29 protein-coding genes are annotated in these 24556 nt (G+C 42.3%); 19 read left to right on the top strand and 10 right to left on the bottom strand.

The window, feature by feature from the left end:
- Positions 1-64 precede the first annotated feature (64 nt).
- Complete coding sequence (spoIID, locus tag E2626_RS01895; protein ID WP_134379058.1) at positions 65-1063, top strand: stage II sporulation protein D; 999 nt, start codon at positions 65-67, stop codon at positions 1061-1063.
- A gap of 198 nt (positions 1064-1261) precedes the next feature.
- Here the strand turns inward: spoIID and E2626_RS01890 are convergent, their stop codons facing one another.
- On the bottom strand, positions 1262-1696 hold the full coding sequence (locus E2626_RS01890; protein WP_134379056.1) for a VanZ family protein: 435 nt from the start codon (positions 1694-1696) through the stop codon (positions 1262-1264).
- A gap of 130 nt (positions 1697-1826) precedes the next feature.
- Here E2626_RS01890 and E2626_RS01885 point away from each other — a divergent pair, with 130 nt between their 5' ends.
- The 9 genes from E2626_RS01885 to E2626_RS01845 all read left to right on the top strand — a co-directional run bounded on the left by E2626_RS01885 (position 1827) and on the right by E2626_RS01845 (position 8300).
- Positions 1827-2513: a M23 family metallopeptidase gene (locus E2626_RS01885; RefSeq protein WP_166786708.1), complete on the top strand. Its 687-nt coding sequence runs from the start codon at positions 1827-1829 to the stop codon at positions 2511-2513.
- Positions 2514-2576: 63 nt separating this feature from the next.
- Positions 2577-2840, top strand: a complete 264-nt coding sequence (gene spoIIID / locus E2626_RS01880; protein WP_134379052.1) for a sporulation transcriptional regulator SpoIIID — start codon at positions 2577-2579, stop codon at positions 2838-2840.
- Positions 2841-3402: 562 nt separating this feature from the next.
- Positions 3403-4404, top strand: coding sequence for a rod shape-determining protein (mreB, locus tag E2626_RS01875; protein ID WP_134379050.1), 1002 nt, complete (start codon positions 3403-3405; stop codon positions 4402-4404).
- A gap of 118 nt (positions 4405-4522) precedes the next feature.
- Positions 4523-5362, top strand: a complete 840-nt coding sequence (locus E2626_RS01870; RefSeq protein WP_134379048.1) for a flagellar hook-basal body protein — start codon at positions 4523-4525, stop codon at positions 5360-5362.
- 12 nt (positions 5363-5374) lie between these two features.
- Entirely contained in the window at positions 5375-6211 is an 837-nt protein-coding gene (locus E2626_RS01865) for a flagellar hook-basal body protein (protein WP_134379046.1), read from the top strand.
- Positions 6212-6226: 15 nt separating this feature from the next.
- Positions 6227-6475, top strand: a complete 249-nt coding sequence (locus E2626_RS01860; RefSeq protein WP_134379044.1) for a DNA-directed RNA polymerase subunit beta — start codon at positions 6227-6229, stop codon at positions 6473-6475.
- 14 nt (positions 6476-6489) lie between these two features.
- A complete protein-coding gene (gene fabZ, locus E2626_RS01855; RefSeq protein ID WP_134379042.1) occupies positions 6490-6912 on the top strand; it encodes a 3-hydroxyacyl-ACP dehydratase FabZ in 423 nt (140 codons plus the stop codon).
- 447 nt (positions 6913-7359) lie between these two features.
- Positions 7360-7671 carry a hypothetical protein gene (locus E2626_RS01850; protein ID WP_134379040.1) on the top strand — a complete coding sequence of 104 codons (312 nt, stop codon included), beginning with the start codon at positions 7360-7362 and terminating at the stop codon, positions 7669-7671.
- A 245-nt stretch (positions 7672-7916) separates the two neighbouring features.
- Positions 7917-8300 (top strand): hypothetical protein, encoded by a 384-nt coding sequence (locus tag E2626_RS01845; RefSeq protein WP_134379038.1) that lies wholly within the window; start codon positions 7917-7919, stop codon positions 8298-8300.
- Positions 8301-8364: 64 nt separating this feature from the next.
- Here E2626_RS01845 and E2626_RS01840 read toward each other — a convergent pair whose 3' ends face one another.
- The gene (locus E2626_RS01840; RefSeq protein ID WP_134379036.1) at positions 8365-8790 is read right to left on the bottom strand and encodes a YwpF family protein; all 426 of its coding nucleotides are present in this window, start codon (positions 8788-8790) and stop codon (positions 8365-8367) included.
- Between the two features lie 375 nt (positions 8791-9165).
- Here E2626_RS01840 and E2626_RS01835 point away from each other — a divergent pair, with 375 nt between their 5' ends.
- The gene (locus E2626_RS01835) at positions 9166-9573 is read left to right on the top strand and encodes a single-stranded DNA-binding protein (RefSeq protein ID WP_134379034.1); all 408 of its coding nucleotides are present in this window, start codon (positions 9166-9168) and stop codon (positions 9571-9573) included.
- A 153-nt stretch (positions 9574-9726) separates the two neighbouring features.
- Here the strand turns inward: E2626_RS01835 and E2626_RS01830 are convergent, their stop codons facing one another.
- Complete coding sequence (locus tag E2626_RS01830) at positions 9727-12522, bottom strand: DEAD/DEAH box helicase (RefSeq protein ID WP_134379032.1); 2796 nt, start codon at positions 12520-12522, stop codon at positions 9727-9729.
- On the bottom strand, positions 12509-14047 hold the full coding sequence (locus tag E2626_RS01825) for an SWIM zinc finger family protein (protein WP_134379030.1): 1539 nt from the start codon (positions 14045-14047) through the stop codon (positions 12509-12511). Before E2626_RS01825 ends, E2626_RS01830 begins: the two co-directional genes overlap by 14 nt.
- A 322-nt stretch (positions 14048-14369) precedes the next feature.
- Between E2626_RS01825 and E2626_RS01820 the strand changes: the two genes are divergently transcribed.
- Positions 14370-15335 carry a nuclease-related domain-containing protein gene (locus tag E2626_RS01820; RefSeq protein WP_134379028.1) on the top strand — a complete coding sequence of 322 codons (966 nt, stop codon included), beginning with the start codon at positions 14370-14372 and terminating at the stop codon, positions 15333-15335.
- A 110-nt stretch (positions 15336-15445) separates the two neighbouring features.
- Positions 15446-15604 carry a hypothetical protein gene (locus E2626_RS17125; protein ID WP_166786707.1) on the top strand — a complete coding sequence of 53 codons (159 nt, stop codon included), beginning with the start codon at positions 15446-15448 and terminating at the stop codon, positions 15602-15604.
- A gap of 100 nt (positions 15605-15704) precedes the next feature.
- Here the strand turns inward: E2626_RS17125 and E2626_RS01815 are convergent, their stop codons facing one another.
- From E2626_RS01815 to E2626_RS01805, 3 genes are all read right to left on the bottom strand, one after another.
- The gene (locus tag E2626_RS01815) at positions 15705-16991 is read right to left on the bottom strand and encodes an efflux RND transporter periplasmic adaptor subunit (RefSeq protein ID WP_134379026.1); all 1287 of its coding nucleotides are present in this window, start codon (positions 16989-16991) and stop codon (positions 15705-15707) included.
- 15 nt (positions 16992-17006) lie between these two features.
- Entirely contained in the window at positions 17007-17672 is a 666-nt protein-coding gene (locus E2626_RS01810) for a hypothetical protein (RefSeq protein WP_134379024.1), read from the bottom strand.
- Between the two features lie 226 nt (positions 17673-17898).
- The gene (locus E2626_RS01805) at positions 17899-18318 is read right to left on the bottom strand and encodes a helix-turn-helix domain-containing protein (RefSeq protein WP_134379022.1); all 420 of its coding nucleotides are present in this window, start codon (positions 18316-18318) and stop codon (positions 17899-17901) included.
- A gap of 176 nt (positions 18319-18494) precedes the next feature.
- On the opposite strand from E2626_RS01805, the gene E2626_RS17420 reads away from it, so the two are divergent.
- The 3 genes from E2626_RS17420 (at position 18495) to E2626_RS17415 (ending at position 19333) form a co-directional block, all read left to right on the top strand.
- A complete protein-coding gene (locus E2626_RS17420) occupies positions 18495-18629 on the top strand; it encodes a hypothetical protein (RefSeq protein ID WP_279587244.1) in 135 nt (44 codons plus the stop codon).
- A 94-nt stretch (positions 18630-18723) separates the two neighbouring features.
- Positions 18724-19173 (top strand): hypothetical protein, encoded by a 450-nt coding sequence (locus tag E2626_RS01800; protein ID WP_134379020.1) that lies wholly within the window; start codon positions 18724-18726, stop codon positions 19171-19173.
- A gap of 34 nt (positions 19174-19207) precedes the next feature.
- Positions 19208-19333: a YwzD family small protein gene (locus E2626_RS17415; RefSeq protein WP_279587243.1), complete on the top strand. Its 126-nt coding sequence runs from the start codon at positions 19208-19210 to the stop codon at positions 19331-19333.
- Positions 19334-19368: 35 nt separating this feature from the next.
- On the opposite strand, the gene E2626_RS01795 is transcribed toward E2626_RS17415, so the two are convergent.
- Positions 19369-20247 carry a hypothetical protein gene (locus E2626_RS01795; RefSeq protein ID WP_134379018.1) on the bottom strand — a complete coding sequence of 293 codons (879 nt, stop codon included), beginning with the start codon at positions 20245-20247 and terminating at the stop codon, positions 19369-19371.
- 460 nt (positions 20248-20707) lie between these two features.
- On the opposite strand from E2626_RS01795, the gene E2626_RS01790 reads away from it, so the two are divergent.
- Positions 20708-21220, top strand: a complete 513-nt coding sequence (locus E2626_RS01790) for a hypothetical protein (RefSeq protein WP_134379016.1) — start codon at positions 20708-20710, stop codon at positions 21218-21220.
- Between the two features lie 69 nt (positions 21221-21289).
- On the opposite strand, the gene E2626_RS01785 is transcribed toward E2626_RS01790, so the two are convergent.
- Entirely contained in the window at positions 21290-21481 is a 192-nt protein-coding gene (locus E2626_RS01785) for a hypothetical protein (RefSeq protein WP_134379013.1), read from the bottom strand.
- Between the two features lie 37 nt (positions 21482-21518).
- Entirely contained in the window at positions 21519-21674 is a 156-nt protein-coding gene (locus E2626_RS17120; RefSeq protein ID WP_166786706.1) for a hypothetical protein, read from the bottom strand.
- A gap of 297 nt (positions 21675-21971) precedes the next feature.
- Here E2626_RS17120 and E2626_RS01780 point away from each other — a divergent pair, with 297 nt between their 5' ends.
- A complete protein-coding gene (locus tag E2626_RS01780; RefSeq protein WP_134379011.1) occupies positions 21972-22823 on the top strand; it encodes an STAS domain-containing protein in 852 nt (283 codons plus the stop codon).
- 413 nt (positions 22824-23236) lie between these two features.
- Positions 23237-24505: an S-layer homology domain-containing protein gene (locus E2626_RS01775; protein ID WP_134379009.1), complete on the top strand. Its 1269-nt coding sequence runs from the start codon at positions 23237-23239 to the stop codon at positions 24503-24505.
- Positions 24506-24556: the final 51 nt, after the last annotated feature.

Here is a 24556-nt window from a genome sequence, read left to right as displayed (position 1 = left end):
TTGGGGTCTGACCCTCTGCTTTGCTGCATATACTCCTCCATAACCTATGTCTGGAGGGGTGAAGATGCACCAGCGGATTAAGCTGCTCATTTTATTTGTGGGATATTTCTTACTATTACTCGTTATCCCGGCGTTTATCGTATCGCCAAAAGAAGAAATCAAAACCCCTTTACCTGAAGAAGAATCGACTGAATCGACTGAATCGACTGAGGCACCTTCCGCAAAATTGACAGTTCCTGTGATGAGGCAGGTGAGCGGTGAAATAGAACCTGTGGAGCTGGAAGAATACGTGGTAGGGGTTGTGGCAAGTGAGATGCCTGCTTCATTTGAAAAAGAGGCATTGAAAGCACAGGCACTGGCTGCAAGAACATATGTCACAAAATTTTTATCGCATAGTGGTGAAGAGCCGATCACAGATTCCACTGCTCATCAAGTTTATAAAAGCAGAGAGGAATTAAAAGAAATATGGAAAGATGAATTCCCGTGGAAAATCAAAGCAATTGAAGAAGCTGTAAATGAAACGAAAGGTGAAATCCTGACATATGAAGGTAGGCCAATCACAGCTGCGTTCTTCTCAACGAGCAATGGCTGGACAGAAAATGCGAAAGATTACTGGGAAGAGGATGTCCCATATTTAGCATCAGTTGAAAGCAAATGGGATGAGCAGGCAGCGCCGGGCTTTCACCATGAAGCCTCAATGCCAATCATTGAATTTGAAGAAAAGCTTGGTATTGACTTAAAAGAAGGTGAACAGGGAAGCATTCTTGAAAGAACACCTGGAAACCGTATTAAGACCGTTGAGATAGCAGGGAAAACATTTAGCGGAAGAGAGATCCGGGAAGCACTCGACCTGCGCTCGACCGACTTCGAATGGGTTCAGCAGGGTGAAAGTGTGATCATTAAAACAAAAGGCTATGGTCACGGTGTAGGGATGAGTCAATACGGCGCAAACGGCATGGCCCTCGCTGGAAGTACCTACAAGGAAATCGTTCACCACTACTTTAAGGGGGTCGAACTGGCTACAATCGATCAGGCAGTCCCGGCACTGCTGGTGAAAAGATGAAAAAAGAAGCATTCCAATGCGGGATGCTTCTTTTTGATATGAAAGAGACTGATTTTTTGGGGTAGCGACTGTCAAATTTGCGGAATCAACCATCAAATACAGTTATACCGCTGTCAATCCGGGCGTACCTCACCGTCAGCAGCCGTTTCACTGCCGTCAATCACACCCATATGACCATCAGTGCAGCAAATACAGCAGTCACCCCTGAAAATAACTCTCCAAACGCATAAACAGCTTTCTCAGAATGCTGTCTTTCTTTACAAAATAAAAACGCTGAACCACCAGATACACGATCAAGACACCCACCACATCTTTCACAGCGTCTATCATCGTCGCTGAGCGGTATGGAACGAATGCCTGGTGTATTTCATCAACGAAGCCGTAAAACGCTGCAAACACAGCTGCAAGGGTATGTGTAGCTACTGTAAGCTTGCCATGGACAAGTAGAGCAGCAATAAATAAGAAATGAAGAATACCAAACTCGATTAAATGCAGTGATTCTTTTAAAAAGCGGTCAAATGACCCGGATGGCAGCTCAAGAACCGCGTCGTGCGGTAAACTCGACAGCACCCATACAAGGATCATATACATAAAAGGCAGAGCGGTGATAAATAGTTTAAGCCATTTGATCATGTAGAAGAATCCTTTCATCGACGTATACTATCTGGGATTGTATCACGCAATAAAGGATTTTGAAGAAAAAAATTGTGACAATGTATAGAATTTCCTCTAAGCGTTCAAAATGAGTGCTGAGGTGATGAAAATGATTAAGGGAGACAAAAATCAATCTACCCTGTCGGAAAGTTTTAAGAAGTTTTTTAAGAAACGCTGGGCAGTACCCGCTGTATACCTGGGATGCGGGGCACTCGCGGTAGGAACTGTATTCTTTATTCAGGGACAAAAAAGTTCAGAAGTAGCAGAGCAGTCAACGGAAAGTGAGTACGTGTATCAGGAAGAGACGCCGGATTATACTTACGGTCCAGGTAACCAGGAGACGGTTGAAGTCAATCAGTCTACAGAAACGTTGAGTCTGCCAGTCTCAAATCCGGACGCAGTGACAGTGCATAAAGCATTTTACGATCAGACTGCAGATGCATCTGAACAGCAGGAGTCACTAGTCGTAGTAAACCAGACATACTATCCGAATCTGGGTGTGGACCTTGTTCAGGATGGAGAACCTTTTGAAGTCGTGGCAGCAATGAGTGGAAAAGTCACACTCGTTGAAGAAGATCCGTTTATCGGAAATGCTGTGGAAATCGAACATGACGGCTATGTCACGCGCTACCAGGCAATTGAAGATATTGCAGTTGCTGAAGGTGAAGAAGTGAGACAGGGTCAGGTCATCGCACAAGCTGGTGTCAGTGAACTGAACCCGGAAGCCGGACTTCACGTTCACTTTGAAGTGAAAAAAGACGGTCAGGCAATTGACCCGATGTCAATTACGCAATAATAGGTATATCATAACCGCCTGCCGGCATATAATGCACAAACGGACCCACAGGAGGCCGGCAACGTGCATGAGTACATCAGAGAGAGAACAATCTCGGCTGGCAGGCACATCGTAGAGACAGAAGAGACGGTCCGCTCTATCGCAAAAATTTTTGGGGTATCTAAGAGTACAGTGCACAAAGACTTAACCGAGCGGCTGCCGAAACTTGACCCGGCGCTCGCAGACGAAGTAAAGACTATTCTTCATTATCATAAAGCGATCCGACACTTAAGGGGCGGAGAAGCCACAAAAGCCAAGTATGAAAAGAAGCAGCGATTATCCAACTGAAAAAAGAGGAGGTTATGAATCAAACGTTTGTTTGGTTCATGACCTCCTCTTTTAGTTGTGGTAATATATACTTATTGGACTATGCTTTCATTAAAATGGACTCACCCTGATCTTATGGAAGGGCTTTGTTAAAGGCGGACTTTAACAAAGTTTGTGGAATGTAAAGCTTCTGTGTGGCTAACATGCAGTAAAAATAAACCGATATAAGATACGTAAACGAATGAAAAGTAAATTCCAGATGATGAATACAAATAAAATACCTTCAGAAAAAACAGAATGTGTTTACATACTATTTTTCTTGAAGCATTTTTAAAGGAAGTGAAATACAGAGTTTAGATCGTCTGACTCTGTTTTAAACAAAACCAAGCTTTTGATTGTAGTGGAGGGCGTAGACTCCCGCCCCGGAAAAGGACAGGTGAGACCCCGCAGAGCTTTAGCTCGAGGAGGCTCACCGACCGGGGGCAGGAAAGCGCAGCCATCCACGGAAATCAAAAGCGGTTATCAAAGTAAACTATTTTTGAAAAACCCATTAACCAGTGACCGAAGGGAGTCTAACCAAAACATGTTTTCTAAAGATATAGGAATCGACCTCGGAACAGCAAACCTGCTGATCCACGTAAAAGGAAAAGGCATTGTACTGAATGAACCATCCGTCGTTGCAATTGACAAAAACACAAACCGCGTACTTGCAGTAGGTGAAGAAGCACGGAACATGGTCGGCAGAACGCCGGGCAATATTGTTGCGATTCGTCCGCTTAAAGATGGAGTCATTGCTGACTTTGATGTAACTGAAGCAATGCTGAAGCATTTTATTAACAAATTGAATTTAAAAGGTTTTATGTCTAAGCCACGTATTTTAATCTGCTGCCCGACAAATATCACAAGCGTTGAACAAAAAGCAATTCGTGAAGCTGCTGAAAAGAGTGGCGGCAAACGTATTTTCCTTGAAGAAGAGCCAAAGGTTGCTGCGATTGGTGCAGGGATGGATATCTTCCAGCCAAGTGGGAATATGGTCGTTGATATCGGCGGCGGTACGACTGATGTAGCCGTGCTTTCAATGGGCGACATTGTCACGTCACAGTCTATTAAAATGGCCGGTGATCAATTCGATGCAGACATTTTAAATTATGTGAAAAAAGAGTACAAGCTTTTGATCGGTGAACGTACTGCTGAAGCAATTAAACTGAATATCGCAACCGTCTTCCAGGATTCACGGGATGAGGAAATGGAAATTCGCGGTCGTGATATGGTGAGCGGATTGCCGCGTACAATTTCAATTAGATCAGCAGAAGTTGAAAGAGCTCTCCGTGAATCAGTTGCAATCATTGTTCAGGCAGCTAAAAACGTACTCGAGAAAACACCTCCTGAGCTGTCAGCTGATATTATTGACCGCGGTGTGATTTTAACCGGTGGTGGTGCGCTGCTTCACGGGATCGATCAGCTGCTCGCTGAAGAATTGAAAGTACCTGTATTTGTTGCAGAAAACCCAATGGATTGCGTGGCGATCGGCACCGGCGTTATGCTGGAAAATATTGATAAAATTCCTAGTAGTAAACTGGGATAATTGATTGAAGGAGATTCCTTCTGACAATGCCAAAAGAAGGAATCTCTTTATAATCCGTCCGTATATTGCAGAATCTTGGTATAATAAGTCATTGGTAAAAAATAATGGGGTGAAAACGATGTTTAGAGGTTTCTATACAGTCGCAACCGGAATGCTGGCTCAGCAAAGAAAGACTGAAATGCTGACGAATAATATGTCTAATGTGAATACACCTGGCTTCAAGGCGGACCAGGCTTCAATGAGAGCATTTCCTGAGATGTTGCTTTCAAGTCTTGGGGAATCTAAAGTTCCGACACAAAATGGCATGTCATCCAATAGAATGACACAAGTCGGCGGTTTGAACACGGGTGTATATATGCAGGAAGCGGTCCCTCTATTTACTCAGGGAGACCTGCGTGAAACAGGATTGACTACCGACCTTGCCATTCTGCAGGGCGATTTGCCGATAAATGAGGAAACGGGTATTCCAGGCGCGCTGTTTTTCGCACTGGAGAATGAAGACGGCACCGACCGGTATACCAGAAACGGAAATTTTGCACTGGATGCTGATGGCTTTCTGACAACACCAGGCGGTCAATATGTACTCGATGATAACGGTGAGAGAATTGAATTGGAAAACGACCGTTTTGAAGTGACAGACGGCGGACAAATTATTCAGAATGGTGAAAATGTCGCAAGAATTGGTGTTGCTTATTCAGATGACCCGCGAGCACTTGTCAAAGAAGGCAACGAGTTATACAGAGCACCTGAAGGAACCGTTTATCCAAGCGCGTACGATGTAGCGGATGCAGGCTTCACAATGACGCAGGGTTCACTGGAACGTTCCAATGTCGACAGTGCCAGAACAATGACCGATCTAATGACTTCGTACCGATCATTTGAAGCAAATCAAAAAGTACTGCAGGCTTATGACCGCAGCATGGAAAAAGCAGTTAACGAAGTCGGCAGGCTGAACTAAGGAGGCTAATGTATGAATCGTAATATGGTTACTGCTACAAACACAATGAATCAGCTGCAGCAGCAGCTTGATCTGATTTCAAATAATATCGCCAATTCAGCTGTAACAGGCTATAAGCAGACGACAGCAAATTTTAATTCCCTCCTTCATCAGCAAGTCCAGAACCAGCGTGGGGATGAAGCACCAAGAATGACGCCGGATGGTATCAGAGTAGGGAATGGCGCGAAAATTTCCCAATCTCAGCTAGTCGGTACACAAGGATCTTTGCAGCGTACTGATAGAGAGCTGGATTTCGCATTTACAGGAGAAAACCTTTATTTTAAAGTGCTCGTTCAATCTCCTGATGGCACAGCTGAGCAAAATTTCACGCGTGACGGTGCTTTTTACCTGACACCTGTTAATGATGACGAAGTGATGCTTGTTGATGCACAAGGGAATGGCATTTTAAATCAAAATGACGAACTCATTATGCTTGATGGACCAGTTGAAAATATTCAGCTGCAGGATGATGGCACATTACTCGTTGAATCAAACGGAGCACAGCAGGAAGTGGAGCTCGGCGTAGTCGATATTCAGCGACCACAGCTAATGGACCGTGTATCGAGCATTTATCTCGGACTTCCGGATAATCTTGATGAATTAGGGGTCGAAGAGGGTGAACTGCTCGTTCAGATGGAAGGTGGACTCAGACCGGGCATTGGACTCGAACAGGGTGCACTTGAACAATCAAACGTAGATTTATCAAAAGCATTTACTGAGCTGATTGAAGTTCAAAGAAATTACCAATTTCATTCAAGAGCCGTTTCGATCTCTGATCAGATGTCCGGTCTTGTCAACGGATTGCGTTAAAGGAGTTATTGCAATATGTCTGAGACACGTTCTGAAAATAAAGAAAAGACTAAAGAAAAAAATTCAGGCACACCGAAATGGGTTCAGGTCCGCCTGTTTCCGATTCTGATCAGAGTCGGTCTCATTATCCTGCTTGCTGGCTTAAGCCTGATGGTAGGGCTCATGGTCGGCTACGGCGTGATCGGAGACGGAACACCTCAGGATGTCCTGAAAAAAGAAACATGGACGCATATCATAGATCTTGTCACAAAAGATACAGAATAGCAGGAGGTATTTTGATGTTAGACATTCAGCAGATCAAAGAAATTATTCCCCACCGCTACCCATTTTTACTCATTGACAAAGTAGTGGAAATTGAAGAAGGAAAACGCGCAGTTGCCATCAAAAATGTAACAGCTAATGAGGAGTTTTTTAACGGCCATTTCCCGGATTATCCCGTTATGCCAGGCGTGCTGATTGTAGAAGCACTGGCACAGACTGGCGCAGTTGCCATGCTTAAACAGGAGGATTACAGAGGTAAGCTTGCATTCTTCACAGGAATCGACAACTGCCGCTTCAAACGCCAGGTTAAGCCAGGCGATCAACTCCGCCTGGAAGTCGAAATCGTCCGCATCAAAGGACCAATCGGCAAAGGCAAAGCAACCGCTACGGTCGATGGCGAAGTGGCTTGTGAAACAGAGATTATGTTTGCGATTAAATAAAAAAAGCGTAACTGGTGGACAGGCCCGAATGCGTTGTACAGCAGCGATTAAGATTAAGAAATTACAGTAAACCACTGTTAACTTGTTGACATGAACTGAGGCAAGCGCACTACGCCTGCGATTCAGAGTTGGACATAATCTAATGGCGCTTTGAAATAATTACATGATTTTTATCGGTTTAAAGTTACTTTCAGAGGTGAGCGTAGCGGAAGGCGGTGACTCCAGCGTGAAAAGCGTGCTAGCTGAGACCCCACAGAGCTTTAGCTCGAGGAGGCTTAGCGCACGCCACGCGGAAAGCATCCGCCTGGAGCGCAGTGAACCGGCTAACAGAGACTTAGTTGGCTTGTCCACGTTTCGTTTCAAGCACTCATACATATTTAATCACTCTCCGGGGAAACTATCGACAGACCGTGATTGGTCACCCCACAAAAAAGGAGAGGAATCAAATTGAAAAAATACATCAAGATGACCGCAGGCTCGCTGATCGCCGCAGCTCTAATGGTCGGCTGTAATGTCAACGACGGTGTTCCAGGTAACGATAACGAATCCATGATGGAAAACCCGATGAATGACAACCGGGATAACAATGCGATGGATAACAACAACCGCACAGACGATGACTGGGGCATGGATGGGGATCGTAACAATGACCGCAATACTGATGAAGACAAAGACATGATGCGCGATGATAACACAAATCGTGAAGACATGATCGAAGACGACATTGACCGCGAAGACCGCGACAATCGTGATGAGTAAGTACATTCTGCCGGAGATCTCCGGCAGATTCTTTTTACATAGTGGAATTCACAAGACTTTTTACACCTGAAAAAAGATTATATCGTGAGTAAAGACATATGAAATACCACTGGGATGTATAGATGATTGTGCTTTTGTCAGCAATAAGGTAAAATTCACAAAGAGCCTTTTTACATCAAAGTTGAGCATCGCACAGTCATTGGGAAATTATCGTATCGTATAGAGCTAGGAGGTTCGTTTCTTACATGCTACAACAATTGCCAACAGGGACTAAAATCAGTATTACCCGTTCAATTAATACAGCTCTTGAGCAGTACATGGCTGAAATTGAATGGAATGAAGATAAATTCAGTATGGTTGAGTTTATGAATGGATGGAGCACATATATTACAACACAGGCGTCATGGTATCAGAACCTGGAGCCATCTGTTAAAGAGAGCCCGGAATTTCATGAAGAGCTTGCCAATAAAATTAATGAAACAATCGAGAAGGTGCTGGAAGAAGAACCTACACCTGCCCAGATTGAAAGAATTGAACAGCTTCAATTAAGCACTGGGACTGATATGGATTATTCATGCAAAGCTGAAGCGAAATATGTGATTCAATCACTGGAAAGAAAGCTTTCATAAGATAAATTAAAAGGGCTGTTCAAAAAGTCAGTGAACCTGATTTTTTGAACAGCCCTTTTGTATGTTATTTTTTAATCCTCGGCTTCTCCTGCATCTGATGCTTAAACTCCGCAAGCAGCTCATCACCGGAAATATTTTTATTATCTAATATGTAAGCGAGCAGTTCCTCCGCATATTCATTTCTCTGATTACGCATGTGAGCTGTGAACAAGACGCTGACTCTATCACCGATTTCTTTTACTTCATGAACTGCGGCATACAAACCTGCAGGGTCATTCTTTTCATTTGAAATGACCGCAAGCACCTCAATGTCATGCTTACTCTGCTGAAGACTCTTGAAATACTCAGCCTCTGAACCATCTAAAAATGCTTCTAAAATCCACGTCTGATGGTCATCTTCTTTATTGATAATTAACCCATCATGCAGATTGAAGTTACGGATGGTCTCATCTTCAATAATCTGAATCTTCATCAGTTTAAACGTCTTCATTCCGCCCAGCTCCTTTACGAATTATACCTTTATTATAACACAGCTGAAAATTTTACAAAAAATATGAAAAATAATCTTTTAGATCATTTCCCGGGGAATATTGTCGCCTAAAAGGTTATTTTCTCCTTAGGAATTGAGCGTTTTTATACAGATAAAACGACAGTAAAATGAACATTTCTGTGTTTTACAACAATTTAAGCACCGTATAAGATGAACATATCTTAGCAGAAAGCTTTGTTAAAGTGCAATGGTGTTTTTGCATAGCTGATGATTGGAGCGTATGGCGGTGACTCCTGCGCCCGGCCGCGGAAAGCGTCCGCCTGAAGCGGAAATCAACAGCCACTTTACAGAGCCTAGCAGAAAGGAGGAAGTATTATGATTAATCAGGTAACTTTAGTCGGGAGATTGACGAAAGACCCGGAACTGAAAGAAATTGCAGGAAACAGGCAAGTGCTCAACGTCGTTATTGCTGTAAATCGTTCATTTAAAAATCAGGCCGGAGAATTTGAAGCGGATTTTATCAAATGCACGATCTGGAACAGAAATGCACAGAATACGGACGCCTACTGTGAAAAAGGATCTCTTGTAGGCGTAGTGGGCAGTATTCAGTCACGTTCATTTGAACGTGATGACGGGACCAGACAATATACGACTGAAGTCCACGTTGATAATGTCAGATTCATGGATCGTAAAAAGTTATCAGTCGATCCCGGACCATTTGAACAGCCGATTCCGCGAACCACCGCTCCACCTCAGGAAACTCATTTAGAAACAATCAGATAATACAGGCCATGGCTCCGCTCTAACAAGCATCTGCTTCCTGCAGTGCCCGCAAACCTTCCCCATTGTGAAGCCTGCAGGACACAAATGCTTCCCGCAATCTTCCTCTAAATTCTTCTTAAACAAAAACCGCCTGACGAAGTCAGACGGTTTTCCTCAAGTATTTAATACTAATAAATCCTCTAACTCTTCATTTGAAAGCTCCGTAATCCACTGGTCGCCGCGAATAATATCTTCATTTAGTGACTGTTTCTTCTCAAGCATCTTATCAATTTTTTCTTCAATCGTTCCTGAAGAAATAAATTTATGCACATGCACAAAACGGGTCTGTCCAATCCGGTAAGCACGGTCGGTTGCCTGATTTTCAACTGCAGGATTCCACCAGCGGTCATAGTGTATGACATGGTTTGCAGCGGTCAGCGTCAGTCCGGTTCCGCCGGCTTTCAGACTTAAAATGAACACAGGGAAATCGCCGGCCTGAAATTGCTCCACCATCTGATCACGTGTAGCCTTTGGCGTAGAACCGTTGAGAAACGGCACTTTAAAGCCGTATTCTTTTTGTAGCGTGTCCTGAATCATGCGTCCCATTGAAATATACTGGGTGAAGATAATCGTGCCTTCTTCAGCTTCAAGAATCTGTTCAATCAGGTCCATCAGTTTACCCATTTTTTCAGAGCGTGTCACAATGTCCTTCGGCGATTCCTCCTGGAGATAAAGGCCAGGGTGATCACATAGCTGTTTCAGTCTGTTCAGCATTTGCAGGACCATTCCTTTGCGTTCAATCCCTGACAATTGTGGAATCTTTTCAAGTGTATCCTGAACAAGCTGTTCATAAAGTGAAGCTTGTTCAGAAGTCAGTGGACAAAATTCCTTCTGTTCAATTTTAGAAGGAAGATTGAGACCGACTGCCGGGTCAACCTTTGTTCGGCGCAGCAGGAATGGACGGATTCTTTTTTGCAGCTTTAATGTCAGCTCCTCGGAACTGTCACGCTCGATTGGTGCAATAAAGTCTTTACGGAATGCACCAAGTGAACCGAGATAACCATGATTAATAAAGTCAAAAATCGCCCAAAGCTCAGACAGTCTGTTTTCCATTGGAGTACCTGTCAGTGCAAGGTGATGCTGACCGTTTAGACTGCGGATAGCCTTGGACTGTTTGGTAAATGGATTTTTGATATTCTGAGCTTCATCAAGCGCAACTGCAGTCCACTGTACAGCAGAAAGTTCTTCCAGATCAGCGTGACACAATCCATATGAAGTCAGGACCACGTCTGCATGAGCGATTGACCGGTTGAATGCCTCACTTTTTGCCCGCATAGGCCCGTAGTGCAGCTGCACTTCCAGATCAGGGGAAAAACGTTCAATTTCACGTTGCCAGTTCCCAAGAACGGATGTTGGGCAAATGATTAAAAATGGCTGTTCCGGCGATTCATTTTTTCTGACATGGAGCATGTAACTGATCAGTTGAATCGTTTTTCCAAGTCCCATATCATCAGCCAGACAGGCACCAAAACGGTTGGCACGCAAAAAGCTCATCCAGCTGAATCCCTGCTGCTGATAAGGTCTCAGCTCTCCCTGAAGATTGTCAGGAGTAGGGAGGAGAGGAATTTTTCCTGTATCATTCAGCTTTTCCATCATTGATTTCATTGACCGGTTCAGTTCAAACTGAATTCGTAAATCGTCGGCGCTTTCATCATCTTCATCATCATTCAAATGGTCATCAAGTAAATCCTGCATACTGATCCCTTTGGATTTAGCAGCCTGCATGGCCTGCTGAATCCGTGCGATCATTGCGGGATCAAGTGCCACCCATTCACCATTTAGCTGAATAAAACGCCTTTTCTCTTCTACAAGAGATTGAAATGCTTCATCCGAAAGATCCTGTCCGTTTACGGAAATTTTCCAGTCGTAATCCACGAGTGAATCAAGTCCAACGAATGAAGGTCGGTAGTTTTGGTCGCCTTTGACAGCAGCTTTCAACGACACATTTGATTTCTGAATGGAACGCCACCATCCTGGAAGGAGAATCTCAACGTCCAGTGCCAGCAGCTTTTCACTGCCTTCGGTTAAGAACAGCCATGCACGTTCCTCTGCCATTTCAAGCTGCCACTGATCGTCCTCTTTTAAATAAGGAATCAGTCTCACCCAGCGGTCAAGCTCTTGAACAATCGCATGTTCTTCATCGAGCCATCTTTTTGGAAGTGAATCAGTCAGCGGCTTGGTCAGGTCCAGATCATACGTCCAGTCAGCACGTCTGCTGTCGCGCAGAAACGGCTGCATCCGCCAGGGCTGTTCCTCAGATTCAGGCTCTTCCAGTCGCAGTCCGAAGCGGTAAGGAAGCTCAAGATCCTTTTGTTCAACCCACATTTTCCATTTCGTTTCGTCAAAATAAGCAGCCAGGTCTTCTGCAGTGAGCACGTGTCCACTGTTGAAGAGTCGCGCAGCAAGGCCTGAGCTTCTTGGATGATGGTCGAAAAACGATGTGATCGCATGTTCATACCATTCATTCATAAACTTCTTCTTATCCGCGTCAGGCGTTTCACCGCTGTAGGACATATCTATCCACTCACTCCAAAACTCTTCGCTAAGCTTCATATCAAACGTCTCAGCTGCTTCAAGGTTCCATTCTCCCAGCCATTTACCTTCAGTGATCCATTCATACAGGAGGGGAGCGGCGTCATACATAAAATCGGCCTGCTCAGATAATTCCCACTGGATTCTGCCGTGGAATTCCGGCTGGGCAAACAATGTCAGCACAGCCCAGCTATCAAGTGCAATACTGTCTGAAGGCATCCCGCTAAATGAAGGAAGGGAAGTGCCATGGAACGACTCTTTATGCCACAAAAGCAACTCGTACTGCCATAACGCCGGGTCTGTCATTTCACCGTCTTCTGTTATGACCCGAATTGAAAAATAGCCGTCAGCAAGTGGCAGTACATCAATCTTTTCCATGAATCAGTTTCCCCCTTTCGCATTCTTCTCTAAATGCCCGCAGCCGCTTATAGCGACTCATCAGCTGGTCCATATAAAGCTCAAAGCGCGGTTCTTCATTCATTCCCTGATAAATCTTTTTTAATTTCTTTAAATAGCGCACCGCTTTTTTATACGTTTCGCGCTGTTTTTTCTGAATTAAGCTTTCCACCCACTGATGAAGCAGCGGAGCCGCAAACTCGGGCTTGCGCTCCATCAGTTTTTTTAATCCGGCTGCTTCAAGCTCCTCGGGTGAAAAGTCCACCCAATGCACGAGCTCGACCCACTCTTTATATTTACCGGCATCAAGCATCACAGCGCCTAAATGACGCGCACTGTAAGGCAGCAGCTTTTCGTATAATTTGATCGTCACATCAGGCGCATGCAATCTGAGCTGTTCACCTTCTATTTTGTGAATCAGCCATAACGAAAATGAACGCTGATCTGAATGATTTTCCATTCTTTCTAAATAGAGATCAAGCTTTTTCTGCATGGCTGCTAGTACACGGACTGATAGATCTATTTCATCCTCGCGCAGCAGCCACTCAAGCCATTGAACAGCGTGAGGAACCGCCAGCTCTGAAGAATTTGCAAACTGACTTTCAAAGTCAGTATCATTGCGCAGCAGCGAGAAAACAGTCTTTGCCAGCTGTGTTTCTTCAGAATGCCCGTCTTTAGCCAGACGTTCAGCTTCCTGCTCACGTTCAGCTCGTTTTGTGAATAGCTGGAACCACATCATCCCATAGATTGAAAAACTGAGCGGATCTTTTCTTTCAAGAAGTTTAGCAGTATCGCGCTTCAGTCCTTTTAAAAAAGGATCGAATGAAAACGGAGCTGCGTAGACAGCAAGATCATAAACAGCTTTTTGCATGGACTCCATGATCGTTTCAAGCGCACGGGTGATATCTGCTGCCTGATTGCCTGCAAACATCTCAGCCAGCCGGTTGTAATAGTAAAATGACACATACATCATATATAAAGGAACCCATTCCTTTTCGACAGGTGCATTTTTTTGAAATTTGCGATACCCTGCCAGGATATAGTGCTCCAGTAAGTATGGATTTTGAACAATACTTTCAGCAGGAATCGCTGCAGCCGTATCTTCAGCAAGTCTGCGCCATGTTTCAGGAGATTTGTTCGCTCTCACCACTGCATCCTGCTTCTGATTTCGCCATGACTGAATCCACTGACTGACACTGGCATTCTCCTGATAAAATTTGAAAAACACCGCCATTCTGTGACGGCACCAGGGCTCCTCAGGACAGCTGCAGCTGCTTCCTTTATCAGGATTTAGTGAAATACGCACACTCACCCCATGAACATCCCGCACTTTCGCCTTCAGCATCTGATTGTTCGCATCAAACCCCATCTCATACACAGTGCCCTGTCTGTATAAAAATAATCCCTTTTGCACAAGGCGTTCATCTGTCTGATCAGCAGGCGAAAACTGCCTGAACAGTCGCTGCTCAAGCCGTTCCATTCCATCTGCGAGCAATTGAGTCTGCATTCACCATCTCCACCTTTTCGAAAAAAAACGTATCCTTAATTATAACGTACTTTTGGAGAAAAACGAAGGGGGGCGGGCCTGTATTTAGATTTAAGGCAACGGGGGCGTCCGTCCGGCCAATAATAGCGGGAGGTGATTCAATTACGCGAAGAGGTGATACAAATATGACTGGAGGTGAGCCAAAAAAGCAGCCTCCTCCAGTCGATGATTCAATTATTGAAGGAGGTGAGCCAATAAACAGCAGAGATGATTCAAAAAAAGAGAGAGGTGAACCAATTCCGCCTCTCACCACATAAACTTTAAAACAGAATAGAGGAAAACTATGATCATAAAGCATCGCGATATGCCAATTCATATTAAGAAATTGCAATGTATAGCAAAAAGAATGTCTGATTTCCATCCGAAAAAACAGTTGGTTGATGAAGAATTATACAAACAAATAGCTGGTTTTAAAGGTGAACAAAGTACTGACTACTATATTTCTTATTTAGATCCACCTCCATTGGTATTGCATAATCTGCGTTTGAAGAATGGCACTTTCATTTTTCAAATTGATACTGTGCTGATTTATCACAAAGCCATTATTATTCTTGAAATTAAAAATATGATCGGCACACTGGAACTTAGGTCTTCATATGAACAGGTAATAAAAACATTAAATAATGAAACAAAAGCACAAAAGAGTTTCCATACGCAAGTTAACATGCAAAAAGACAACCTTGAAAGATGGATTAAAAGAGAATTTAAATTAAAAATCCCTATTATTCCATTAATCATTATGAGCAATCCGCGGACGATTTTAAAAGCAGAATCCGTGGAGCTTTTAAAAAATGTTCATCCATCTTCTGCAATTCCCTTCGTAGTAAACGACGAGCTCGCTGCATTATCTTCAAAAAAATACTCATTAACCCAGATCAGAGCACTAGCCAATCTGATGGTCGCAAGTCATGAAGAACTTGATGTTGATTGGTTTAAACGTTTTGATTTCTCAGTCAGCAGTTTGATTAAGGGGATTTCCTGCCCTTCCTGTGAACAGTTCACAGTTAAGAGAAGAAGTACAAAATGTTACTGCACGAACTGTTCTTGCGAAGGTTTTCATATTATTGAGCAAGCGATTGAAGAAGCCTTTATGCTGTTGGGAGAGGGTATTGGAAACAAAGAACTGAGAAAATTTCTGGGAGACTTTTCAAAACAATCTATAACCAGAATTGCAATAAAAGCAAATTTGCAAAAGACTGGTGTAACAAAGGGGACAAAATACTATCGAAAAAACAAGATTCTTGAATAGAAGTTGAAAAGTACACCGCTTTTCGGGTTCCCAAGTGCTTGAAGGGCAAGGATAGCGTGCGGCCAATAAATGTGCGATGTGATTCAATTACGCGAAGAGGTGATACAAATATGACTGGAGATGAGCCAATAAAGCAGCCTCCTCCAATCGGTGATTCAATTATGGAAGGAGGTGAGCCAATAAACAGCAGAGATGATTCAAAAAAAGACAGTGGTGAACCAATTCCGCTCGCTCGTCCGGCGTCCTCGCCACTGGTCCGACGCGCCTAACGCGCCCCTGGCCCTGCATGCACTTTGGAAACAGGCCTCTAGTTACCTAAGTGCATCAAAATTAAACCAAAAAAAGCCCCGCATCAGCAGGGCTCTTTAATCAATTCGGCAATACGCCGAGCAGTACATATTTCCAGTTCGTACGCTTTTCCGTGTAACCTAAGTTATCAAACGTCAGGCGCTCAATCGTCATTGGCGTGATGTAAGGCATAGCCGTACGCTCAATCTGTTCGGGATCAACCGTGACCCATTCGCCTGGCTCAAGGCCGCTCAGGATCTGCTGGCGATCGCCGTCGAGGATGCCGATTTCGACAATTCTCGGTTCAACAATGCCCATTGCGTTCAGTACATAAACCTTTGAAATGTCCAGTCCAATCACCGGCATTGTAACCGCATTCGGCGCAGCTTCAAGCACGATTTCGTTCACCACGTGCTGACCGATAAACCAGTCCTGAGTGGCTGTCAGTAAATCGATATTTACAGGATACATACTTTTCTTATCTAAAGCAGGCTCCTGCTCAGGCAATAAAGGATTCGAAGCGACAACACCATCACCGATTGATTCGGCAACCGGTGAAGCAACGCGGGCTTCCATTCCTTCAGTCACCAATTTTGCTTCTTCATCGGTCAGTTTAGAACGTGAAGCAAGTGAATCTGTGTAAATCGTAATGAGCGGGTGACTGATATCTTCTGCAAGCCGCGCAACCTGGCCGGTGAATTCACTTTCAACCGTCACAACAGGGCTGTCTTCAAGTCCATCAGCCAAACGTTCGTACTTATCACGCTCAGCTTCCAGCCTTTCAACCTGTGCTTCCTGCTGGCCAATCTGCTGCTCAACCAGTGCCCTTGTCTGCTCAACTGTTGCATCTGATACATCAATTCCAACCTCAAGCTCTATTGTCACAAGCAGTTCTTCATCATCCAATGAACTCGTCGGCGTTGCATTAGCAGCATTTGCTGAAGATGAAGAGGTTGTTGATGAAATCTGACGCTCAATGGTATCAAGCTCAGTAATATAAGATTCCACAGCCGAAATTTCATCATCAATCTGCTCAATTTCTGATTCAAACACAAGACGCTGCTCCTCTAAATCTGACACTGTATATTCATAAAGAGGCGTTCCAGGTGATACCTGATCGCCTTCTTCTACTAAAAATCTTGTAAACATCCCGAGCTGTTCAGAAAAATAAACCCGTTCTTCAAGCGCAGTGTGCACAACGCCATTCTTTACCATGACTTCTTCGACCAGCTCGCTTTGAGCCATTTTCTGATCATGAACAATCGATGTTCGATCTACAAGCAATTCATCCTGTTTGATCAAATAAAGGTTCACGCCGGCAAAAATTACCGCGAGAATGCCGATCAGCCATTTGCTTCGTTTACTCACAATTGCCAGCCTCCCTTATAAAAATAAATACTGATAGAATGGCAGCCACTCAAGTGCAGCTGTTGCCGTCCAGAACAATATATTTAAACCTAAAATAATTAAAAATGCTGCCCACCATTTAAGCGTTGTAATACTGCGCAAGATCATAAACTGCCAGTAAACAACCCAGAACTTAAACAGTGAAATAGCGCCGAGGAAGTAAACCAGCCATGCCTGATCAATGAACAGCTGACCAATCACACCCCATGAAAACGGGGAAGAGTACCAGTCAATTCCCTGCCAGGCCATCAGTACAATATAGCTTAATTGTTCTAAAAGCAGAATTATAACAGGAAACAGTGAAAGTGCCAGCGCCTGTTTAAAGCGGACTTCTTTCCCCATCAGCCAGTAGAAAACAGCCGGTAAAAATAGCACGATACTCACATACAGTAATCCCTGGACTAATTTACCTAAAAAGAAATAAAAGCGCTGAAGGTCATATTCAAGTCCATAGAACAAAACAAAATTTCCGGCCCACTCCTGCGTGCCCATACCGATCACCGCACCAAAGCCGAAAATAAGTAAACCTGCTATAAAAACAGCAGTAATATAACGTTTTATATGTAAAACAGCATCGCTGCCCAACACGAAATCTATCATTCTGCCAGGGTCTTTCAATCCCTCGCGTAATCCGTACCGCATCTTCAAACCTCCCAAAAATACTCACTTATTCTATTGTAAAGAAAAACACTGATCTTGTCACTGCTTGAAGTAATTTGAAATTAAATGTTGTAATAGTGAGAAAAATCTAGATGTCTAAAGCACTATACTTTTTAGCATTTAATGAGAGTGGATGATCGTAGCACTGGGCGTGAGATGTTTGCACATACACGATATAAATAAAAAAGAGCAGCAAATGCCGCTCTTTTTAATAAGTACCCTTTTTAGCAACTTTAAGGAAATCTACTAATGTCTCAATGCGGGATTTTTGTTTGGCAGGAGATGAGTGTAAGAGAATGCGCAGTTCATTCATTAAAGAAGGGTGCTTTCTCAAAAACTCCAACAGCTGCTGATCTTCGGCTTTTAATGCTTTTTGTGAAAGTTCAAACTTAGATTCTTTAATCATTTTAGGATCAGTCGTTTCATATAAAACCATGGCCATGAACGTGTCATTATCAATATGGTAGATATCTTTCATTTTCCGCAGGGTGTCGATCGGAATCTGCCTGGTACCTTTTTCATAATTGGATAAGGTGGCAGACTGAATATTTAACAGATAAGCTGCACTTCTTTGGGAAATCTGAACAACTTCTTCACGGTAATACTTTAAAACATGTGCTAAAGACAATGTATTCACCTTCTTCAGTCCTGAATACATTTACAATATCGGTCTCTGTCCAATTAAATGTAAATATCAACAATATGTTGACTTAAAAGCATTAACATATTGTTGATTATTTGATATAATCCTAAATAATAAAATACAATAAATTAGTAATTTTCTGATAATTGGAGGATGTGTAAGTGGATACTTTTCAGAATTGGGTACAGCACACAAGTATTGATTTTGAGGAAAAACTGTCCAGAGCATTGAAGCCGGAGGAAAAAGAATTTCTTGAATGGGTGAAAGAACAATTCGTACAAACAAGTAATGAATAAATAGAAAACACAGGGTCATTTCATAAAATCACAGCTCCCGCATTGATACGGAGTGCCATTGTAGAAGCTGCTATCATGAATTTTGGAGGATTTTATGAATCAATACACATTTCGTTTTGACAAGCTGCCGCAAAATTTGAATACGATTCTGAAGGATTTTCTCGAATATGAAGCGGTTCAGGACTTTGAACGGCTGCCTCACTATAACTTCTTCAGGCAGCTGCACCATCTTTTTTACAGTGAAAGAAAAGTTTTTATTGAAGCATGCCAATTTTATGAACAAAGATCAGTGCCACAACAATCTAACTTCATTATCACACTTCGCGGAAAATCGTCCTTCAACGTAATGATCTCATGTAACATCGTCACACGAACAATCAGTTTTACTTTCCCGCAGCAGGAAATCTATTGTCATCGCTCATTAAGCAGTGCCCTTACCTATGCCTTTAACTACTCACGACCAGTGCTTGCCAGAAGTAAGCCGTTGTTACCTGGTGAAGAAATGGTCATTTGGTCTGGTTTAGTCTGGAAGGAAAGGAGGTAATATACAGGAAAACACTAAATGGAGCGATACATAAATGGAACAGATTAACCTATCTGAAATTCTAAAAAAAGCGCATGAAAAAGGTCAAAAAGAAGAACTGACACCGCAGCAAATGGTCCAGTGGCTTGCCTCACAGATGAATACAAGAGAACAGGTATAACAAAAAAATCCCGGATCACATCCGGGATTTTTTTGTTATACCTGATTACTAAGCAATGTTTCCATATGATCAATACCTTTACTCGTCAGCTGGTAATGCATTTGTCCTTCATGCTTGATCTTTTCAACCAGAGGACGTGACCGGCTGAGTGCGATTTGAATCGCTTTCGACGAATGATCAGTAGCGAAATGTTTTTTCAGCACATCAAACACTTCTTTGGCAGACATATGTGGACGGTCGAATTCTTTCATATAAATATATAAAATACTAAGAGCCTGGTCTTCAACACGCTCAAGCAGTCTTGGATCAGGGTTATTATCCAGATTAAATTCAGTCACATCAGGGGATTGCGTGTCTGGCTGCTCAGACTCTACATCCTCAGGCAAAACAGCGTTGATTGTGTCAATATAAGCCTGTCCTGAATTTGTCAATTCATAAATTTTCTGAAGATCCTGCTGACCGGATTCCTGGAGATACCCTTTTTTCACACAAGTATGAACACTGAGATGAATATTGTTTGGAACAGTATGACGGGCTTCTCTGAATTGTTTACGGACCATCTTTGCGGTGAATGAAGGCTGCTTTTTAAAATGAGTGAGATAATAGGCCATCGCAAGCGTAAATTGCCATTCAGCGTTCAGCGGAAGATTTTCAAGGTATTTCTGAATGCCGGGTTTTTCTCCATTGGGTGATTGCGGTAAAGGCTTAGGCGCGGGTGACGTGGTTTTTTCAATGTCAAATGTGTTTGAAATTTTCCCGCGACGTCCAGGGCCAGGTTTTACATCCTCTTTCATCATTTTTGAAAGGTAAGACTGAACAACTATGTCATGTTCATCTACAAATTCACGATCGCCAGCAACAGCATATTCGAAATCTTTATAACGAACACTCAATTGATATGATTCCTGACCCATAATACCGCCTCCTGTTAGTTTATTATCTCTGTTTAAAGTTTATTATAGTTCTTTTATCAGATAAACACAATACTTTTTGTTCTATATTAAGAACTTAATTTGTAAAACCGCTGACCCTTTCCGCGGGGAACTTCGCTTTCCTTCCCCCGGGCGGTGAGCCTTCTCAGCTTCGCTTGCGGGGTCTCACCTGTCCCTTTCCGGGGCGGGAGTCTACGTTCCCCGCTCCAAGGGCCAGCTGAGATTAGATAGAAGTGATTGTATACTTATAAATAGGAGTGCCCGAAACAGTATTCAATTTAAATCTGAAACAAAAGCATGTATGTTTTAAAAACAATATATTTTTCAATACATATCGATAACCATTAATAATATGCTCAAAATCCCATTTTCTTATTCAGTGTTTAAAAAGGGGTGAAAGCGGTCATAGTACAACAAACATTTAATAGAAAGGGGAGAGGCAATGATGTTGCTCGACCCAATGGGAAAAGTCCTATTTATGGAGATTTGTAAGAGGCTTCGTGATAATAAGTGGACGGTGGATGATCACCAGTTTTATAAAGATGAAGATGTGACGGAAGCTATTTTTGCGTTGCCGGATTATTTGGTAGAAAGAGAAGATGATCCTGAGCTGGAGAAGAATATGGCCGTGGTGAAATATGCGGGGGACTCTAAGAAAATGAAGGAAAATCAAATTGATGGGGTGCTGCTGAAGTTTTATACAAAACGCCTTAAAGCGCTTGGGTTGTATGAAGCGATTGCTAATATTGAGTTGTTTCAGCATAAAAATAACTCAACGACTGTCGAATTTTTTGTTGATGAGGTGTTTGCGAATGAAGAAGTTCAAAAGTGGTTTGAAGCGCTATTCAGCAATCTCGATCAGCAAATGACTGATATTTATGGAGATGAGATCAGGGAAATTCCTATTGTGCTGCTGCCGAAAAAGTTGCACGATTTGCCGCTTCACACGTCCTGAAAACTGTATTTTGAAATAAAAAAGCTGCGCAACCTGTTCTGAATAACAGTTTGCGCAGCTTTTCTTCTATTAATAATGTTCTTCCTCCTGGGATTTCCAGCTCAGGAAAGTATAGAAACCGATCATTCCGAAAATGAGTACAAATTCGAGTAAAAATGATTCGTTAAAAGATGTTTGGAACATATCAGTAAATACTTTTAATCCGATATATGAAATAAGTAAAATGGCAATAAGGACTGCGGCTACATTAAGTAATTTCACCGAATCACACCTCCTGCAGATCTAAGATGTCCAAAAGCTATTGAAGTGGTTTACATTTTTTGCCGTCAGCTGTACTGGCAATTCTGGAACCGGGCAGCGGATTGATCAAGCTAATATTTCGTACATTTGAAGGCTGCTGGGACTGAATGAAGACATTCTGTTCATATAGCTGGAAAAGCATTTCTTTGTGCATCAATTCCGCCTCCTGTTGATTTCATCTTACGCCGCTAAAAACCTCTATTCAACAAAATCATCGTTTCTTAATCAGGTTGTTACATAATTAATATATAAAGACAAAAAACGACAAAATTCCTCATGTGTTTGTCACACGAAAAAAATATATAAAAAATGTTTAGACTTATGAATTTGGGGTAAATGTATTTTGCTTACACCTATAACGACCGGTGAAGAATTTTGTTCATATGTTGAGATAAATGACACTTACATAACAATTTGATATGCATATTTAAATGGCTGAAAGGGGTTCAATATGACGGAGGCGCTTGAAAAATCATTACAATATTTAACCGGGAAAGTTCTTGATCAGAGAACAGAGCTTGCCAAAAAAATTACGAGCAGGCAAAACAAGCGCTACGAGCGTCTGGAAGCTTTTTCTGCGGATTTACTCGAATTCAGAATTGAGCTCGTGACTCTCTATGGAGAATCTCTTTCCATAAGTGAGGAAGAAAGATCAGAAAAAATACAGAGCTGGGGAACTAAAACCGGTAAAGCCTGTGCAGAAATGGGGATTTCTCTCGACTCAATGCTGAGAGAAGTGCCGGAATATCGCAGTGAGATTGGTGAAATTATTAAAGAAGTAGCCATTGAATATGAATTCTCAGCTGCTAAATTATATGACGTCATTACAGTGCTGGATCGCACGGTAGATGACGTTGTGTACTACTTCTGTCTGCCGTTCGTTGAGGTCCAGACAAATACCCTTCAGGCCTCACAGGAGCAGATGCTGGAGATGTCGGTGCCAGTTGTACCAATTGAGACCGGAGTGGCAGTACTGCCGCTTGTAGGAACCATTGATACACATCGAGCGAAGCTGATTATGGAAGAATCTTTAACGAAATGTCTGGAATTGAACGTCAGCGAATTTGTGATTGATTTATCAGGTGTAGCGATGGTCGATACGTTTGTTGCGCATAAATTATTTCAGGTGATTGATTCCTTGAAACTGATCGGAGTCAAGCCGAAAATTTCAGGTATTTCGCCTGAAATGGCACAGACCATTGTGCAGCTGGGACTGAATTTCACGGAAATATCTTCTTACGCGACATTGAAATCAGCTTTGAAAGAAATTGGGTTTGAGAAAAGTATGAATGTGTACGTATAATGTGTAAACCGCGGCCGGTGCAGGCTGCGGTTTTTTTAAGGAGTTTAAGTAAAATGAATAACTGAATTTTTGTTTAAGAATAAATTGATTGGGAAGTTACCAAAACAATTCAACTAAAGATCACTAATTCTTTTATCTATATTTTAAGACCACGAGTTCAACACTACACGTTTAATATAATTCAAAAACCACCTATAAATCACAAGGTAGTAATAAATGATCTTTAGGACTTTTTCATCAGTTTGGAATTAAAATGGTTTTATTATTTCTTATTTGTTACTTAAATGTTACATGTATATTACGTAATTTAATTCATTTCTTTGCTATTAATTCTATTAAATGGTTATGCGCTTGAGATGAACTTTATTGGAAGGTTTTAATTGTCTTATTACTAAAACACTGGAGGTTAAAAAATGAATCATAAATTTAAAAGAATTGCAGCTATTGCAGGAGCAGGTGTCTTATCACTTGGAGCATATCATACAGTTTCTGGAGAAGATCATAATAAAATAAAGAGCCCATTTTCTGATATTGATGAATCATCCCCTATTTTTGAAACGATGGAAAACGTGTATTACATGGACATCATGACAGGATATCTAGACCGGTCCGGGTGGACTTACGAGATGCGTCCATATGAAGATGTTACACGTGCTCAAGCTGCAAAAATGATCACTGCTTCACTTGGCGTTGAGATGGCAACCCAAGAAAAAAGTTCGTTTACAGACGTAACTGAGAGATACTGGGCTCATGACTACATAACAATTATGGCTGAAAGAAATATTTTTGGAGGTTATGAGGATGGTACATTTGATCCTCAGGATACATTAACACGTGTACAAGCAGCAAAAATTATCGTGAATACATTTGATCTGCCATTTAGCGAAAGTGATCGAGAGACTGGCTTTAAAGATGTGCCTGCCGATCATTGGGCAGCTGCTTATGTCAATGCGTTGGTTGAATCAGATATCACGACCGGCACTTCACAAACGACTTTTGAACCTGAAGAGGATGTTACACGTTATCAGCTTGCAGCATTTATTGACCGTTCATTCAATACAGTTGAATTAAGTGAAGATCAGATTTTACTTGAAGTTCGTAATATTTATAGTGAATTCAGGTCTCATTATATGGAAGGACTGCATGAAGCGACTCAAACTGAAACGACCTTTAACTATGAAGATTTAAAAAATGAAATAGATCATATTATCACAGAGGGATACGAACCGATTGTGAAAAAGAATTTCACAGGAGAGTGCGCTCATAACGGAGACTGTGACGGAATACGATACACTGCAACAATGGATTTAATGTTTAATAAAAATGTAATCGAATATAGCGAAGACCGCATCACGATCCAATATGACGAGGATGTTCACGGCCTGACACCAGACGCTAACTATATCATCAGCCTGGCAAAAGAAGACGGAAAATGGAAACTTGACAACTATGAAGTGAAATATTACCAGGATAATAAACTCTCACTTAACTTAACAAAAGAACAGGCACTAAACCATATTGAAGCAACTTTCAGACTTTACTACAGTATGGATACAGACGTATACAGCATCACAGACCTTGGCACAAACGAAGACGGTGACTATCTCATGCAACTTAACACGGATGGAGCATACCAGGATGTCATCAGATTCGATGTAGAAGAAGGTAGTTTCTACTATTAGGAGAGCAGGGAAGAGTAAAGGACAGCAGCAGACTCTCTACTTCCAAGAGCA

It is taken from the genome of Jeotgalibacillus salarius, from assembly GCF_004405125.1.
Taxonomy (GTDB): domain Bacteria; phylum Bacillota; class Bacilli; order Bacillales; family Jeotgalibacillaceae; genus Jeotgalibacillus; species Jeotgalibacillus salarius.
This window is presented reverse-complemented; position numbering and strand designations above follow the sequence as displayed.

Bases quoted from the DNA above. Each gene is read 5' to 3' on its own strand.
- E2626_RS01830 (WP_134379032.1), bottom strand. From the start codon at position 12,522: ATGGAAAAGATTGATGTACTGCCACTTGCTGACGGCTATTTTTCAATT.
- E2626_RS01790 (WP_134379016.1), top strand. From the start codon at position 20,708: ATGATGTTGCTCGACCCAATGGGAAAAGTCCTATTTATGGAGATTTGT.
- E2626_RS01860 (WP_134379044.1), top strand. From the start codon at position 6,227: ATGTCTGAGACACGTTCTGAAAATAAAGAAAAGACTAAAGAAAAAAAT.
- E2626_RS01825 (WP_134379030.1), bottom strand. From the start codon at position 14,047: ATGCAGACTCAATTGCTCGCAGATGGAATGGAACGGCTTGAGCAGCGA.
- E2626_RS01835 (WP_134379034.1), top strand. From the start codon at position 9,166: ATGATTAATCAGGTAACTTTAGTCGGGAGATTGACGAAAGACCCGGAA.
- spoIID (WP_134379058.1), top strand. From the start codon at position 65: ATGCACCAGCGGATTAAGCTGCTCATTTTATTTGTGGGATATTTCTTA.
- E2626_RS17415 (WP_279587243.1), top strand. From the start codon at position 19,208: ATGGAACAGATTAACCTATCTGAAATTCTAAAAAAAGCGCATGAAAAA.
- E2626_RS01865 (WP_134379046.1), top strand. From the start codon at position 5,375: ATGAATCGTAATATGGTTACTGCTACAAACACAATGAATCAGCTGCAG.
- E2626_RS01775 (WP_134379009.1), top strand. From the start codon at position 23,237: ATGAATCATAAATTTAAAAGAATTGCAGCTATTGCAGGAGCAGGTGTC.
- E2626_RS01885 (WP_166786708.1), top strand. From the start codon at position 1,827: ATGATTAAGGGAGACAAAAATCAATCTACCCTGTCGGAAAGTTTTAAG.
- E2626_RS01795 (WP_134379018.1), bottom strand. From the start codon at position 20,247: ATGGGTCAGGAATCATATCAATTGAGTGTTCGTTATAAAGATTTCGAA.
- E2626_RS01820 (WP_134379028.1), top strand. From the start codon at position 14,370: ATGATCATAAAGCATCGCGATATGCCAATTCATATTAAGAAATTGCAA.
- E2626_RS17120 (WP_166786706.1), bottom strand. From the start codon at position 21,674: ATGCACAAAGAAATGCTTTTCCAGCTATATGAACAGAATGTCTTCATT.
- E2626_RS01800 (WP_134379020.1), top strand. From the start codon at position 18,724: ATGAATCAATACACATTTCGTTTTGACAAGCTGCCGCAAAATTTGAAT.
- mreB (WP_134379050.1), top strand. From the start codon at position 3,403: ATGTTTTCTAAAGATATAGGAATCGACCTCGGAACAGCAAACCTGCTG.
- E2626_RS01845 (WP_134379038.1), top strand. From the start codon at position 7,917: ATGCTACAACAATTGCCAACAGGGACTAAAATCAGTATTACCCGTTCA.
- E2626_RS01870 (WP_134379048.1), top strand. From the start codon at position 4,523: ATGTTTAGAGGTTTCTATACAGTCGCAACCGGAATGCTGGCTCAGCAA.
- E2626_RS01840 (WP_134379036.1), bottom strand. From the start codon at position 8,790: ATGAAGACGTTTAAACTGATGAAGATTCAGATTATTGAAGATGAGACC.
- E2626_RS17125 (WP_166786707.1), top strand. From the start codon at position 15,446: ATGACTGGAGATGAGCCAATAAAGCAGCCTCCTCCAATCGGTGATTCA.
- E2626_RS01780 (WP_134379011.1), top strand. From the start codon at position 21,972: ATGACGGAGGCGCTTGAAAAATCATTACAATATTTAACCGGGAAAGTT.
- fabZ (WP_134379042.1), top strand. From the start codon at position 6,490: ATGTTAGACATTCAGCAGATCAAAGAAATTATTCCCCACCGCTACCCA.
- E2626_RS01810 (WP_134379024.1), bottom strand. From the start codon at position 17,672: ATGCGGTACGGATTACGCGAGGGATTGAAAGACCCTGGCAGAATGATA.
- E2626_RS01890 (WP_134379056.1), bottom strand. From the start codon at position 1,696: ATGATCAAATGGCTTAAACTATTTATCACCGCTCTGCCTTTTATGTAT.